The following is a 13,939-nucleotide window of genomic DNA, read 5'->3' on the forward strand; positions in this document are numbered from 1 at the left end:
GTTGTATACGCCAGCAATAATCATAACAGGAGCTTGGCCATGAGCACGCAACCTCAGACTGCCCCGAGCAGACACTGCAAGATCGCCATCATCGGTACCGGGTTTTCCGGGCTGGGCATGGCGATCCGTCTGAAGCAGGAAGGTGAGAATGACTTCCTGCTGTTCGAAAAGGATGCCGGCGTCGGCGGCACCTGGCGGGTGAACAACTACCCCGGGTGCGCCTGCGACGTGCAATCCCACGTCTACTCCTTCTCCTTCGAGCCGAACCCGGACTGGTCGCACATGTTCGCCCGTCAGCCGGAAATTCGCGCCTATCTGGAGAATTGCTGGAAGAAATACCGCCTGGAAGAGAAAACCCTGCTGAACACCGAGATGACACGTTTCGAATGGAACGACGAGCAGCAGCTCTGGCACCTGTTCGACGCCGATGGCAACCACTACACCGCCAAGGTCGTAGTATCGGGCATGGGAGCCCTGTCCATCCCGTCGATACCTGCGCTCAAGGGCCTGGAGAGCTTCGAGGGCAAGACCTTCCACTCCCAGCAGTGGGATCACGACTACGATCTCAAGGGCAAGCGCGTGGCGGTGATCGGCACTGGCGCCTCGGCCATCCAGTTCGTGCCGGAAATCCAGCCCCTGGTGGCCAAGCTGGACCTCTACCAGCGCACCGCGCCGTGGATCCTGCCCAAGCCGGACCGCGCCATCAGCGACAAGGAGCGCGCGCGCTTCCGTCACTTCCCTGTGGTACAGAAACTCTGGCGTGGCGCCCTTTACAGCATGCTCGAAAGCCGTGTGCTCGGCTTCAGCTTCGCCCCCTGGGCGATGAAGCTGGTCGGCAAGCTGGCCGAGCGCTTCATCCGCCAGCAGATCAAGGACCCGGACCTGCGCCGCAAAGTGACGCCGGACTACACCATCGGCTGCAAGCGCGTGCTGATGTCGCACAACTACTATCCGGCACTCGCCGCCGCCAATGCCTCGGTGATCACCGACGGCATCCGTGAGATCAAGGCGGGCAGCATCATCACCAGCGACGGCCGCGAACGCCAGGTAGACGCCATCATCTTCGGCACCGGCTTTACCGCCAACGACCCGATCCCACGCGGCGTGGTGTTCGGCAAGGACGGCGTCGACCTTCTGGACACCTGGCCCAATGGCCCGGAAGCCTACAAAGGCACCATGACCCGAGGCTTCCCCAACCTGTTCTTCCTGATGGGCCCCAACACCGGCCTTGGTCACAACTCGATGGTCTACATGATCGAGTCGCAGATCACCTACGTACTGGGCGCCATCAAGCTCATGGACCGCCGCGAACTGCTCAGCGTGGAAGTCCGCAGCGAAGTCCAGGACCACTGGAACGACAAGCTGCAGCGTGGTCTCAACCACAGCGTGTGGAACACCGGCGGCTGCAAGAGCTGGTACCTGCATCCGGTGAGCGGCCGCAACTGCACCCTGTGGCCGGGCTTCACCTGGCGCTTCCGTGCCCTGACTCGCCAGTTCGACCCGTCCGCCTATCATTTGAATGCACGGCCGCTGCTCAGCGCTGCCGCCCAAACGCAACGCCACGCCGAGGAGGTGCCGGCATGAAGAACTTTGAGAACAAAGTCGCCGCTATCACTGGCGCAGGCTCCGGCATCGGCCGCGCCCTCGCCCGCGAGTTGGCATCGCGCGGCTGCCATCTGGCACTGGCCGACGTGAATGCCGCCGGCCTTGAGGAAACCCGCCAACTGCTGACATCCAGCGGCGTACGCATCTCCATCGATACCGTGAACGTAGCCGACCGCGAACAGGTGCACGCCTGGGCCGAGAAGGCCGTCCGCGAGCATGGCAAGGTCAACCTGGTATTCAACAACGCCGGCGTCGCCCATGCAGGCACCGTCGAGGCCAGCGACTACGAAGAGTACGAGTGGATCACCAATATCAACTTCTGGGGCGTGGTCTATGGCACCAAGGCCTTCCTGCCGCACTTGAAGGCATCCGGCGATGGCCACGTGGTGAACGTCTCCAGCGTGTTCGGGCTGTTCTCCCAGCCCGGCATGAGCGCCTACAACGCCACCAAGTTCGCGGTGCGCGGCTTCACCGAATCATTGCGTCAGGAGCTGGACATGGACCGCAGCGGCGTCTCGGCCAGTTGCGTGCACCCCGGCGGAATCAAGACCAACATCGCCAAGACCGCGCGAATGAACGACAGCATGGTCAAAGTGACCGGCCAGAGCGCCGAAGCCTCCCGTAGCCAGTTCAACGACCAGTTGCTGCGCACCACCCCGGAGAAAGCCGCCCAGGTAATCCTGCGTGGTGTCGAGCGCGACGCGCGGCGCATCCTGATCGGTCCGGATGCCCACGCCATCGACGTGATGCTGCGCCTGCTGCCGGTCTGGTACCAGAAAGTCGTGACCACCAGCATGCGGCTGGCCGCGCGCTTCTCACCCAAGCCCAAGCGCCGCACTGAAGGTTACGAAGCCAAGTAAGAGTCCCTTTGCCCAATGTGGCCGGCGCCTGCCCCTCCCCCGGACGGGCGCCGTTTTTTGCCTGTCTCAGAAGTGCAAGCGCTCCGAATGCTGCCCATACCGGCAGTCAGCTTTCCCGGTGACGCACAAACCTGCGCCATGCGACGCAGTGGGCGTCACCCGCCACCTGTAACGATGGCTCAGAGCCCCATCTGCTTGGCGATGATCTCGTGCATGATTTCCCGCGTGCCGCCGCCGATGGAGAGAATGCGGTTATCGCGATACAGCCGCTCCACCAGGCTCTCGCGCATGTAGCCCATGCCGCCAAGAGCTTGCACCGCATCGTAGGTCAATCGGTCGGCGACATCGGTGGCGAAGTTCTTGGCCATCGAGATTTCCTTGATCACACTCTTGCCTGCGGCCATCTTCGCCGCCTGACGGTAGGTGAACTCACGTGATACCTCCACCTGGGTCGCCATCTCCGCCAGCCGGTGCCGCAGGACCTGGAACTTGCCGATGGGACGGCCGAACGCCTCGCGCTCGCGGCACCAGGCCAACGCCTCATCCAACGCCAACTGGGCGGTCATATTGGCCATGATCGCCAGCGCCAGGCGTTCGCTCTGGAAGTTCGCCATGATGCAGGCGAACCCCATGTTCTCCGCCCCAATCAGGTTCTCCGCCGGCACCCGGCAATCATCGAAGAACAGCTCGGCGGTATCCGAGGCCCACCAGCCCATCTTCTTCAGCTTGCGGCCGATGCTGAAGCCCGGCGTACCCTTCTCCACCAGCAGCAGGCTGACACCACCGAAGCCATCGCCGCCGGTGCGCACCGCCACCGTGTAGTAATCGGCGCGCACGCCACTGGTGATGAAGGTCTTGCTGCCGCTCACCCGGTAATGATCACCGTCACGCACGGCGCGGGTTTTCAGGCTAGCCACGTCGGAACCACCGGACGGCTCGGTTACCGCCAGCGCCATGATCTTCTCGCCAGCCAGCACCTGCGGAGCGATGCGCTCGCGCAGCTCCGATCGCCCCCACTTGATCAGCGGCGGCAGGCCGATATCCAGCGAACCGAGGCCAGCTACCAGGCCGCCCGAACCACAGCGCATCAGCTCCTCGCTGGCTGCCACCTTGGCGAACAGATCACCCTCATGGCTGCCGCCCAGCGTCTCCGGATAGCCGATGCCGAGGATGCCGGCCTCGCCAGCCTTGCGGTACAGCTCGCGGGGAAACTCCTCGGCCTCCTCCCAGTCGGCGACATGGGGAAGGATTTCGCGCTCGACGAAACGGCGCACCGTGTCGCGTACCAGGCGGTGGCTGTCGTCGAAGTATTCGGTGAATGCGGACATGACGAGTCTCCAGGCAGGATGCCTGAAAACTTACCGAGCGCTTGCTTGGTTTACAAGGCGATACATCCGTCATCGGCTAGGGTAGATACGCCGCAAAAGCCCTGCCAATGAAGGAAATATGCGGGTCGGTGATGCCTGGGTCGTTGGCTTAGCCGCCGATGGGACGGCGTCCGGCCAGCGCGTGGGCCAGGGTGCCACCGTCCACCAGCTCCAGCTCGCCACCCAGCGGCACGCCGTGGGCGATGCGCGACAGAACCAGGCCGCTACCCGCCAGCAGTTGCGCGATATAGTGCGCAGTGGCCTCGCCCTCCACCGTCGGGTTGGTGGCGAGGATGATCTCGCTGAAGCTGCCTGCCTTGATCCGCGCCTCCAGCTCCGGAATGCCGATGGCTTCCGGGCCCAGGCCGTCGAGCGGCGACAAGTGCCCCTTGAGCACGAAGAAGCGGCCGCGATAGCCGGTCTGCTCGACCGCAAATACGTCCAGCGGGCCTTCCACCACGCATAGCACGCTGTCGTCACGACGCGGATCGGCGCACTGCGGACAGAGCTCGTCCTCAGACAACGTACGGCATTGCTTGCAGTGGCCAACGCCCTCCATCGCCAGGCTCAGTGCCTGTGCCAGTCGCAGGCCACCGCTGCGATCACGCTCCAGCAATTGCAGCGCCATGCGTTGGGCACTCTTCTGCCCCACCCCGGGCAGGGTGCGCAAAGCGTCGATCAGTTGGCGAATCAGCGGGCTGAAGCTCATGGGCGGTCTCGGGATTTCGGAGGGTTGGAGCAACCTCAGGAGCGAGGCTGCTTAGCGGGCCAGCCCAATCACGGCGGCCAGGCTACTTGTCGAAACAGGAATGAAAGCGCGTCAGCAACGGGGTGCTCAGGCTCGAACAAATCAAGGTGCCGGCGGGTGAGGAACCGGAGTGTGCTACAGCACACGAGGATTCCAAACCCGACGACAACGCCGCCATGCGCGGCAGGATCAAACTCAGAAGGGCATCTTGAAGCCGGGCGGCAGCTGCATGCCGGCAGTCATGCCGGACATCTTCTCCTGGTTATTCTGCTCGATCTTGCGCACGGCGTCGTTCACCGCGGCGGCGATCAAGTCCTCCAGGATTTCCTTGTCTTCCTGCATCAGGCTGTCGTCGAGGCTGACGCGCTTGACGTCGTGGCGACCGGTCATCACCACACTCACCAGGCCGGCGCCGGACTGGCCGGTCACTTCAGCGTTGGCCAGCTCTTCCTGCATCTTCTGCATTTTTTCCTGCATTTGCTGAGCCTGCTTCATCAGGCCGGCCATGCCACCTTTCATCATTTCAATTACCTCGATTCGTTCAGTCGTGGAGAAGTCGGAGCCCGTTCGCGACCTGGCGAGCCAATGCTGGACATTGCTGTCCGGCCGGCGCGCAGCGGATCGCGGCCTGCCCTCAGGCCTTCGCCTCCAGGGGTTCAATGGTACCGTCGCGGACGACCGCGGCGAACTGTTGCTTCATCTGTAGCACATAAGGATCGGCGGCGATGGACGCCTCCGCCTGGCGTTGACGCTCTGCGCGCTTGCGCGCGGCGGCCTGGGCGGGGGTCTCCTGCTCGGGCTTCTGCAGGCTCACCTGCAGGCTCAGGGTACGGCCGTGGAAATGGTTCAGCGCATCGTTCAGGCGACGCTGCTGGTTGGGGTTGAACAGCGCGCTTTGCACCGGATCAAGGTGCAGGTGCCAGTTGTCCCCTTCGACGGCGACCAGAGTGCAGTTGGCACCGATGCTGGCGGTCAGGCCGCCCAGGCCCAGGCGCGGGAACAGATCCAGCCACTCGGCGGCCAGCCCGGTAGCAGGCATGGCCGCTGGCTCGGGTTCCGGCTCGGTAACTTCCTGCGCCTCGCTCTCCAGATAGCCATAGGACTCCATGTCGACTTCATAGTAGTCCTCGGCGGGCGGCGGCTCGTCGTCGCGGTCGTCGTCCTCGTCCGGAGCTTCGGCCACGACTGGGGCCGGCACTGCCACCGGAGCTGTAACCGGTGCAGCGGCGTGCATCGGAGCCGGCGCAGCCATTACCGGTGCGGGCGCTGCAGGCTCGGCTGCGACAGGAGCAGTGGGAGCCGGCGCGGCAGGCTCGTCCCACGGCAAGTCGACCGGTGCTTCGGCAATCTGTGGCTGCGGCTCAACGGCCGGAGCAACAGGCTCTGCAGCGACCATCTGCGGCGGCGCTTCGACCGGAGCGGGAACCGCTTCGACCATCGGCGCGGGAGCGACAGCAGGCTCGGCCTCCACGACTGGAGCAACCTCAGACACAGGCGCGGCAACGACCGGCGCAACGGGAGCTACCGGATCAGGAGTGGCAGGTGGCGGAACAATGGATGCAACCGGCGCAGCAACGGCGGCGCCGGCCACTGGGTTCGGGTTGGAATCAGCCGTGGCCTTGCTGATTCCCAGGTCCTTTAGTGGTGACCTGGGTGCGCCGTCGGCATCGGCCGGACGGAACGCCAGCATGCGCAGCAGCACCATCTCGAAGCCGCTCCGGGGATCGGGCGCCAGCGGCAGGTCGCGGCGGCCGATCAGGCCCATCTGGTAGTAGAACTGCACGTCTTCGGCCGGCAACGCCTGGGCCAGCGCAAGCACACGGTCGCGGTCGCCCTGGCCGTTGTCCACGGCCTCCGGCAAGGCCTGAGCGATGGCCACGCGATGCAGAACATTGAGCATCTCGGTCAGCACACCGGACCAGTCCGGCCCCTGCTCGGCCAGATGACGCACCGCTTCGAGCAACGCGCGGGCATCGCCTTCCAGCAAGGCGTGCAGCACGCCGTAAACCTGACCGTGGTCCAGAGTACCGAGCATGGCGCGCACGTCGGCCGCCAGCACCTTGCCCTCACCGAAGGCGATGGCCTGGTCGGTGAGGCTCATGGCATCGCGCATGGAGCCATCGGCAGCACGGCCCAGCAGCCACAGAGCATCTTCCTCGAAGGGCACAGCCTCGGCACCAAGAACATGGGAGAGATGCTCGACCACGCGCTCGGGCGGCATGTTCTTCAGCGAGAACTGCAGGCAGCGCGAGAGAATGGTAACCGGCAGTTTCTGCGGATCGGTGGTGGCGAGCAGGAACTTCACATGGGGCGGCGGCTCCTCCAGAGTCTTCAACAGTGCGTTGAAGCTGTGGCTGGAGAGCATGTGCACTTCGTCGATCAGGTAGACCTTGTAGCGGCCGCGGCTGGGCGAGTACTGCACGTTGTCGAGCAGCTCACGGGTGTCCTCGACCTTGGTGCGGCTGGCGGCGTCGACTTCGATCAGATCGACGAAACGGCCCTCGTCGATCTCGCGGCAGACGGAGCACTGCCCACACGGCGTGGAACTGACGCCGGTCTCGCAATTCAGGCACTTGGCGAGGATGCGCGCGATGGTGGTCTTGCCCACGCCACGGGTGCCGGTGAACAGGTAGGCATGGTGCAGGCGCTGGTTGTCCAGCGCGTTGATCAAGGCCTTGAGCACATGGGTCTGGCCGACCATTTCGCGGAACGAGCGCGGACGCCATTTGCGGGCAAGAACCTGATAACTCATTGAAATCCATCGCGACAGGTGAGCGGAAGTGGGCTAATCCTAGCGAAGCGGACCGTAAATTGCACTCGATGTCAGTTGTGGCCGTTGGCACATCTTGGCAAGGGCCGGCCCACGCAGGCATTGTGTGACCATAACGCCGCCATCGGAGTCTTGATGCGCCTCCTCGCTTTCACCCTGCTGCTTGGCTCTGCCTGGGCATTCGCCGACGATCGCCCGCTGCGATTCTCGGTGGTCGACAGTTGGGCGATGCCCCTGGCGCATATAGAAGACGGCAAGCTGACCGGCGGCATTCTTTTCGAACTCTTCAGCGAAACCGCCCGCCAGGTGCATCGCGCACCAGCCTTCCACCTCCTGCCCCGCGCCCGCGTCGAGCAGGCATTGCTCAGCCATGTGGTGGATGTGCGCTGCTACGTCGCGCCGTCATGGACCGAACACGAATTCCATGACTATCGCTGGAGCGTGCCACTGATGGTGCAGCGCGACCTGCTGGTGAGCCGCGCCGGCCTCAAGGGCGAGTTGCAAAGCCTGACCGGAGAGTCCATCGGCACTGTGTTGGGCTACCACTACCCGCGCCTGCAACCGCTGCTCGACAATGGGCGGCTGACCCGCGACGAAGCACGCAACCAGGAACTGGTACTGAAGAAGCTGCAGATTGGTCGCTACCGCTATGCCATCAGCAGCGAGATTGCACTGAACTGGTTCAACCGTTCGCTCCCAAAGGGCGAACGGTTGACGCCCGCCAGCACCATCGAGGAAACACCATTGGCATGCATGGTGCTGGACAGCCCGGAAGTACCCGCCGACGAAATTCTCAAGGCCCTAGCCACGCTGAAGGCAGACGGCACGATCGAGCGCATTCTCAGCCACTACCGCTGATGGCGAAACGGGGAAAGGACGGGAAGAAGGAGGCGCCGAAAGATTTTCTGCCCCCTGAAATGGAGGCGGCCCCGCCAGCATTCGGCAAGGTATTTCCCGTTGTTTTGGCTGACTATTTCCGAAGCCTTCCAGATCGGCAAATGCATCGCTGAAAGCCTTGTGGGGCATGGTCTTCAAGGAATTCCAAACCGAAATTTTCATAAAGAATCGGTCCTGAAAATCCTGGGTGTGGCTGCACTGTCACACTTTGCTGTACCACTCAGGTGTCATACTCATGGCCTTCATCATTCGTCGCGGCGCTGTCTACTACCTCAACCTGAGACTGCCCAAACACCTACATCACCAACGCAATACCCTTCGCATAAGCCTCGATATCAGAGACCGAAGGAACGCCCTGTTCCTGGCTAGCGGGATAGCCCAAAGGATACATCTGCATCTTGCTGCATACCCGCTTAGCCCAGTTGAAGAACTGCGTCAGCTCTGCATCCAGTGGCGAAACGACGTTCGGCAGCCCACAGCTGCGCCCTTCCAAGCCCCTCATACCATGCTCCCAACGCAGAGCCGCTCTTACCCCGCCAGCCGGCTAGCTCGAACCACAGCAACCGCACGGTCAATGAGCACATTGTCGGAGCTCTATATAGAGGAAGGAAAAAGTAGCGGAGCTTGGCGAGAGGCAAACACCTTGGACGTGCAACGGGCTCTTCGGGATTTCTTCGTACTGATGGGAGATATGCCCATCAGCGATTTCGATGCAGAGCAGGCAAGAATCCTCAAGCACAGGCTAAGCAGGCTCCCTCAGTACTTTTCGCAACGCCCCGAGTTCAAAGGTATGGCCTTGAGACAGGTTGTCGACTCCGCAATGGATTACCCAACCATCACCGCTGTGACAATCAACAACCGCCTACGAAAGCTCACAGCCTTCCTCAACTGGTGCAAATCCAACGGCTACATCAACCAGAATCCGTTAGCTGGTGTAAAAGTGATGACCGGTGCCGCGAAGGAAGCTCGCCTGTCGTTCTCCCCCGCCGATCTCGAAACGCTGCTGAACCTCGATACGCTTCGGCATGAGGCTCGTAAGCATCCCTGTAGGTTCTGGCTCCCATTGCTAGCACGTTTCACAGGAGCACGGCTGGAGGAGTTATGCCAACTTCATATCGATGACTTCTGCTTGGTGCAAAACACATCCTGCATTCGTATAGATGATCGCCGCGAAGGACAGCAACTCAAGAACCGTAGCAGCCGTAGAATTATCCCTATCCATCCGATGCTCTTGGAGCTGGGTATCCAAACGTATATAGACTCAGTGCGAGTCTCTGGAGCCTCCCGAGTCTTCCCTCTGCTTGAAGCTGTGAGAGGAAAATACGGTTACGGGCCCTCAAAGTGGTTTGGTCGGTATCGGAACAAGCTGGGAATCAGCGATCCGAAGAAAACATTTCATAGCTTCCGTCATACATTTGTAGATGATCTACGCGAGGCAGGAGTTCAAGACTCAATCATCAAGCAACTGCTTGGCCATGCTGATGATTCAGTGACATTTGGGATTTACGGTAGTCGAGTTCCGATTAAAGAGATGACTCGTGCAATCAAGAAAATCCGAGGCAGCATGATAAAGAAAGCAGCTTAACGAAGGATTGGCGCTCCAAGACAGCCCACCTCCTGACATAGTGTTGGATGGCTATTCTCGATGCCTTGGAAAGCCGTCCTGAGCGAACCAGACAGTCAGCTCCTAAGATACCTTTGAACTCTTTCGCCTCTAACCCTACCCTTGGAAGCACCCAGGGTATTGACAGTCCGCTAAAACCTGAGTAGTGTCGCCCTCCCCTCGATGGCGAGGGGAGAACTAACCGAAATGGTGAAGCGCAATGAAAACTAAACATAACTCGCAAGCGGGGGAAATCTAACCAAGCCATAGCAGGCTTGTCGTCTCCTCGTTTGCAATGAACAGGAGACACCAAATGAGCACCAACACCCTCGCCCCATCCCGCACCTGTACTTACGGCCCTAAAGCCGAACTTCACTTTAGCACCAGCTACCTTGCCGAACTGACGAACAAGTCCAACGAGACCATCCTAGGCACGGCCTTCTCCCTGCTACCAGAACGCGGCTACGACTCCCTGCTCAATCATTTGGTAAAGAATGACAACGGCGAAGTCACTGACCTTTACCTGTCCTACAAGGACTCGTGCCTGGTGATCCTCGATCTGCTGAGCACTGATGATGCCCTCCTCTCAATGCGGAACATCAGTAACGACTACGCTCGCCATCGTATTCCGCAGCTACAGCAGTTCATCGCCAACCATAGCTAACAGTTAATCCTGTTAACACCTTCAGGAAGCCCTCTGTAGGCTCGTATACGCAACTCTTATAGCTATCCACCCTAGGGACACTTCTTAAAGAGATTATGCACTGTACGAGCTTGCAGAGGGCTTACTGAGGGATCAGTGCTGTCCGAGGAAAGCGAAAACATATAACAAGGAGAATTAATTGACTATAGTAAGAAGAATTGAAGACATTGTTGTCGATGCAAAAACCAATACCGTACTGGCCGTTGTTCCAGAATTTAAACCAAAGCCGGGCACAGTAAGCTCCATAATCACTGAATATGAAGAGAACGGTTATCGCCGGACGTTCAGCGTTGACGCAGAAGCTTATCCTGATGGCGTTGGTGCGCCTATTGACAATGTGGTTGAGCTGACACCGCGTCGTACCAATGTCAGAGCAATCATCAGCAACCCGGTATCAAGATACTTCGATCACGTCACCTTAGCGGATTTTGATCCCGTCACCTTAAAGAATAATGAGGTTCCCAGATGGCTGGATGATATCATTCGTGGAGCCATCACCACTGGCCCCGGAACGAATAACGGCAAGGAAAATGTCAGTGTCGGAGACGTGATAAAGGTTCTCAGGTTGCCCACAATCTCGACAACAGTTGCAAGTGAGATATTGTACAACCACGACTTCGAACGAATGTCTCCGCGACAGGTTGAGCGCGTTATACAAGCTGCGAGGCTTGCCTTAGGCGGAGTTGTGCATTACCTACGCAGCCACCCCGGTTACCTTGCTGATGCTGGACTTAGTGTTGACCTGATGTCGTACTCAGTTCCAACTGCTGAGCAAAAGAAAGCAGATGCACTCAGAATGTTTGATGAAGGCACTAAGAAAGCCGAGATATGCAGGACGGTCAGCGTGACCAAGCCAACACTTGATGCATGGATCAAACAGCGAAAAGTGACAAACGCAGAAACTGGCTGAAACCCACGGAACACTGCGGCTGGAACAAAAAGGTAAAATAGCGACGGATACAATAAGGGGAACCCCGCTAGGGGTGTACCCGACGAGGACGCCACGCGTGCTCAAGACGGGGCCCCGCATCGTAAGTTTATCGTAGGAATTTCGTAGGAATAGGCAATCTTAAAATTTATCTACAATACTTCTACCAGACATTACCAGCATCACAAAGTTTATCTGCGCCAGCACAAGACGGATCGGAGATCAGAAATCCGTCTGCTCTTCTTCTTTTCATAGGTGCTGATTAGGTATCGTAGAAAAACCCTAGAATAATATTCGAAGATCCATAGTGATCATCAGAGTCATTCTAGGAATACTCTACGAATAGCTAGTCAGCTCAGCACGAAAAAGACATATAGGGGGTGATCCCCCTTCTTAGCCTTACGGCGGACAGCTTGAGTGTTCATGAGGTTTTCCTGGGAGAACCTTAAGCGCTCACCAAGCTTCCCCCAGGAGATTCTCATGAATAGCTTGAGAACTCCTAAAGACCAAAAACACAGAGAAAGGGATCAACCCATCTGTGTTTGCTCTTCTATTCAAGATTATTTCAAGGTACTGCACAAACCCATCAGTTACCGGCTACGCCAATTATTCTGATGCTATTGTGCAAACGCATTGAGACAGCATTGGCAATGCTTTGCGTCAGCACCTGAAACTCACGAACCATTAAAAAACCTGTAAGACTTTTATTTTGGGGGGCGTTGATCCATCAGCCCCTTTCTTCCTGTGGCAAGACTTCGATTGATCGAAAAGAATTTGCAGGTAACAATGCCGTAGGCGCTATTCCTGCAACATTCTTTCAAATCACAAAATACTATCTACATACTCCACTTTGCAGAGACGTCGCTTCAACGCTCTCATCTGGAGCCACCCAAAACTCTTCGATATTTCCATGCAAAGAGTTCTGCATGAGCTTGCGCATTATCCTCCCAGCTTCATCCTTGGCAGAGTAAGGCCCAACCCTCAAAAAACTGCTAGTTTCAGAATGAACTGGAATCCCCGTTAGAACCAATCCTTCCTTGACCTTTACATACTCAGCTTTATCGCTAAACGGCAATGCCACCACCCAATGCTGAACAAGCCCGTCCTTGTTATACACCTTACTTAGTTGACGAACAGAAACAGGCTCTTCAGCCTTAATCGGCTCAACATCAGAACCACAATGCTTACACTTAATAGCTTGATTCTTGATCATCTCTGCACAGAAGGGACACTGACGCTCACCCACGCTGACAGCACTACCCTGTGACCTCCCACCAAAGATCGCCATGAGGATGCCAGCTATGAAGAACAGTCCACCCAAGATGGTGTAGTTCTGACGATCAGCCATTAGACCAAGGTTATTGACCCTTCCCCCCATTCCCGTCACAACGGAAACATCCATGCTCAGGGCGGAGATGATCACAATGATCCCCACCACGATTGCAATTATCCCAAGCTTGCGCATCACAGCTCCTTGTATGTTTTCTCAAAAACTCTGACTAATGTGTCACCGGGTCATAGCCCTGGGTCAGTAGGTTGAAGAGGTTCTGCTTCTGGTTCCGATACTGATTGCACCAGCTATAGCCACCGCAATCGAATCTCCCCCTAATCGCGTACTTCTGATCGCCAACCTTCTCTTTGTACACCTGCCCGTTCATGTAGCCAATCTTGGTAGTCGGGTAGGTTTGAAGGAAGCTATCTGTTGCCGTCATGAGCTTCATGCCGGTGGTGACAGAAATGGCTTCGATCGCTCTCCCCCACATCTTTGAACACTGCTCCTCTCCCACACAAACCGGGGTCGGGTGCACTTCAGATGCAGGCATATCTGGCTCCTGAGGTGTTGCAGCACACCCTCCGAGCATCACGACAGCCCCCAGCGCAACCAGCTTCAATCTCTTCTCCATCGTTCCCTCCTGTGTATGCATTTCGAGCTATCCGCGTAGGTCCTAGCCCCAAGGGCTTCCCAGGTAGGAGCAGATGATGCCATCACTTGAAGAGAATGTAACGATTGGTGTGCCACCAATTAGTGTGTCATCACTTGGTGCGTTCACGGTTGAGCCACAGCCAACCATCATGTTTCGATGGAAACTAATCAGAAATTGCGAACGGCCTTTGGCCAACGAATCAGGGAACTACGCAGCAAGCAGGGCTTTAGCCAAGAAGCGTTTGCTGACAAATGCGGCTTCGTCCGCACATACATGTCACGAATAGAGACAGGCACTGCCAATCCCAGCCTAGAAGCCGCCAAGGTGCTTGCAGATGGGTTGGGGATGACACTTTCGGAGCTGCTGGAAGGGCTGTAACGCTGCTTCTGCTCAAAACTTGATCAGATAACTATTCAGTATCAATGGACTTTCCACGCCCCGGCCTCACACGCTGGGGCGTTTTGTATGTGCATATCCCTAAACCCGCCCCATCCATCAGGCTTTCCGCAGGGAGGGCCTTAGCCGGTAGCCCT

12 protein-coding genes and 1 pseudogene are annotated in these 13,939 nt (G+C 58.3%); 7 read left to right on the top strand and 6 right to left on the bottom strand.

Annotation, left to right across the window (positions count from 1 at the left end; all coding sequences use genetic code 11):
* Position 1: 1 nt before the first annotated feature.
* Together OU419_RS18475 and OU419_RS18480 are read left to right on the top strand one after the other, a co-directional pair.
* Positions 2 to 1,584: pseudogene (locus tag OU419_RS18475) on the top strand (flavin-containing monooxygenase).
* Entirely contained in the window at positions 1,581 to 2,465 is an 885-nt protein-coding gene (locus OU419_RS18480) for an SDR family NAD(P)-dependent oxidoreductase (RefSeq protein WP_254475801.1), read from the top strand. The pseudogene OU419_RS18475 and the gene OU419_RS18480 overlap by 4 nt, the downstream one beginning before the upstream one ends.
* Positions 2,466 to 2,644: 179 nt before the next feature.
* On the opposite strand, the gene OU419_RS18485 is transcribed toward OU419_RS18480, so the two are convergent.
* The 4 genes from OU419_RS18485 to dnaX all read right to left on the bottom strand — a co-directional run bounded on the left by OU419_RS18485 (position 2,645) and on the right by dnaX (position 7,332).
* Positions 2,645 to 3,793: an acyl-CoA dehydrogenase family protein gene (locus OU419_RS18485; RefSeq protein ID WP_254475803.1), complete on the bottom strand. Its 1,149-nt coding sequence runs from the start codon at positions 3,791 to 3,793 to the stop codon at positions 2,645 to 2,647.
* 148 nt (positions 3,794 to 3,941) lie between these two features.
* The gene (gene recR, locus OU419_RS18490; protein WP_254475805.1) at positions 3,942 to 4,541 is read right to left on the bottom strand and encodes a recombination mediator RecR; all 600 of its coding nucleotides are present in this window, start codon (positions 4,539 to 4,541) and stop codon (positions 3,942 to 3,944) included.
* A gap of 234 nt (positions 4,542 to 4,775) precedes the next feature.
* Complete coding sequence (locus OU419_RS18495; protein ID WP_017516839.1) at positions 4,776 to 5,102, bottom strand: YbaB/EbfC family nucleoid-associated protein; 327 nt, start codon at positions 5,100 to 5,102, stop codon at positions 4,776 to 4,778.
* Positions 5,103 to 5,214: 112 nt separating this feature from the next.
* The gene (gene dnaX, locus OU419_RS18500; protein ID WP_254475807.1) at positions 5,215 to 7,332 is read right to left on the bottom strand and encodes a DNA polymerase III subunit gamma/tau; all 2,118 of its coding nucleotides are present in this window, start codon (positions 7,330 to 7,332) and stop codon (positions 5,215 to 5,217) included.
* Between the two features lie 153 nt (positions 7,333 to 7,485).
* On the opposite strand from dnaX, the gene OU419_RS18505 reads away from it, so the two are divergent.
* The 4 genes from OU419_RS18505 to OU419_RS18520 all read left to right on the top strand — a co-directional run bounded on the left by OU419_RS18505 (position 7,486) and on the right by OU419_RS18520 (position 11,463).
* Entirely contained in the window at positions 7,486 to 8,208 is a 723-nt protein-coding gene (locus tag OU419_RS18505; RefSeq protein ID WP_254475809.1) for a substrate-binding periplasmic protein, read from the top strand.
* A 274-nt stretch (positions 8,209 to 8,482) separates the two neighbouring features.
* On the top strand, positions 8,483 to 9,832 hold the full coding sequence (locus tag OU419_RS18510) for a site-specific integrase (RefSeq protein ID WP_254475811.1): 1,350 nt from the start codon (positions 8,483 to 8,485) through the stop codon (positions 9,830 to 9,832).
* A gap of 331 nt (positions 9,833 to 10,163) precedes the next feature.
* Entirely contained in the window at positions 10,164 to 10,514 is a 351-nt protein-coding gene (locus tag OU419_RS18515) for a hypothetical protein (protein WP_254475813.1), read from the top strand.
* 178 nt (positions 10,515 to 10,692) lie between these two features.
* Positions 10,693 to 11,463 (top strand): helix-turn-helix domain-containing protein, encoded by a 771-nt coding sequence (locus OU419_RS18520; RefSeq protein ID WP_254475814.1) that lies wholly within the window; start codon positions 10,693 to 10,695, stop codon positions 11,461 to 11,463.
* Between the two features lie 850 nt (positions 11,464 to 12,313).
* Here OU419_RS18520 and OU419_RS18525 read toward each other — a convergent pair.
* Positions 12,314 to 12,946, bottom strand: coding sequence for a zinc ribbon domain-containing protein (locus tag OU419_RS18525; RefSeq protein WP_254475816.1), 633 nt, complete (start codon positions 12,944 to 12,946; stop codon positions 12,314 to 12,316).
* A gap of 34 nt (positions 12,947 to 12,980) precedes the next feature.
* Positions 12,981 to 13,385: a hypothetical protein gene (locus OU419_RS18530; RefSeq protein ID WP_254475818.1), complete on the bottom strand. Its 405-nt coding sequence runs from the start codon at positions 13,383 to 13,385 to the stop codon at positions 12,981 to 12,983.
* Between the two features lie 177 nt (positions 13,386 to 13,562).
* Between OU419_RS18530 and OU419_RS18535 the strand changes: the two genes are divergently transcribed.
* Positions 13,563 to 13,784 (top strand): helix-turn-helix domain-containing protein, encoded by a 222-nt coding sequence (locus OU419_RS18535; RefSeq protein WP_254475820.1) that lies wholly within the window; start codon positions 13,563 to 13,565, stop codon positions 13,782 to 13,784.
* Positions 13,785 to 13,939 lie beyond the last annotated feature (155 nt).

Origin of the sequence: Pseudomonas triclosanedens, assembly GCF_026686735.1 — a bacterium.
GTDB lineage: Bacteria > Pseudomonadota > Gammaproteobacteria > Pseudomonadales > Pseudomonadaceae > Pseudomonas > Pseudomonas triclosanedens.

Coding starts and splice junctions, on each gene's coding strand:
- OU419_RS18530 (WP_254475818.1), bottom strand. CDS start 13,385: ATGGAGAAGAGATTGAAGCTGGTTGCGCTGGGGGCTGTCGTGATGCTC.
- OU419_RS18480 (WP_254475801.1), top strand. CDS start 1,581: ATGAAGAACTTTGAGAACAAAGTCGCCGCTATCACTGGCGCAGGCTCC.
- OU419_RS18485 (WP_254475803.1), bottom strand. CDS start 3,793: ATGTCCGCATTCACCGAATACTTCGACGACAGCCACCGCCTGGTACGC.
- OU419_RS18510 (WP_254475811.1), top strand. CDS start 8,483: ATGGCCTTCATCATTCGTCGCGGCGCTGTCTACTACCTCAACCTGAGA.
- OU419_RS18535 (WP_254475820.1), top strand. CDS start 13,563: ATGGAAACTAATCAGAAATTGCGAACGGCCTTTGGCCAACGAATCAGG.
- OU419_RS18495 (WP_017516839.1), bottom strand. CDS start 5,102: ATGATGAAAGGTGGCATGGCCGGCCTGATGAAGCAGGCTCAGCAAATG.
- OU419_RS18505 (WP_254475809.1), top strand. CDS start 7,486: ATGCGCCTCCTCGCTTTCACCCTGCTGCTTGGCTCTGCCTGGGCATTC.
- OU419_RS18525 (WP_254475816.1), bottom strand. CDS start 12,946: ATGCGCAAGCTTGGGATAATTGCAATCGTGGTGGGGATCATTGTGATC.
- dnaX (WP_254475807.1), bottom strand. CDS start 7,332: ATGAGTTATCAGGTTCTTGCCCGCAAATGGCGTCCGCGCTCGTTCCGC.
- OU419_RS18515 (WP_254475813.1), top strand. CDS start 10,164: ATGAGCACCAACACCCTCGCCCCATCCCGCACCTGTACTTACGGCCCT.
- recR (WP_254475805.1), bottom strand. CDS start 4,541: ATGAGCTTCAGCCCGCTGATTCGCCAACTGATCGACGCTTTGCGCACC.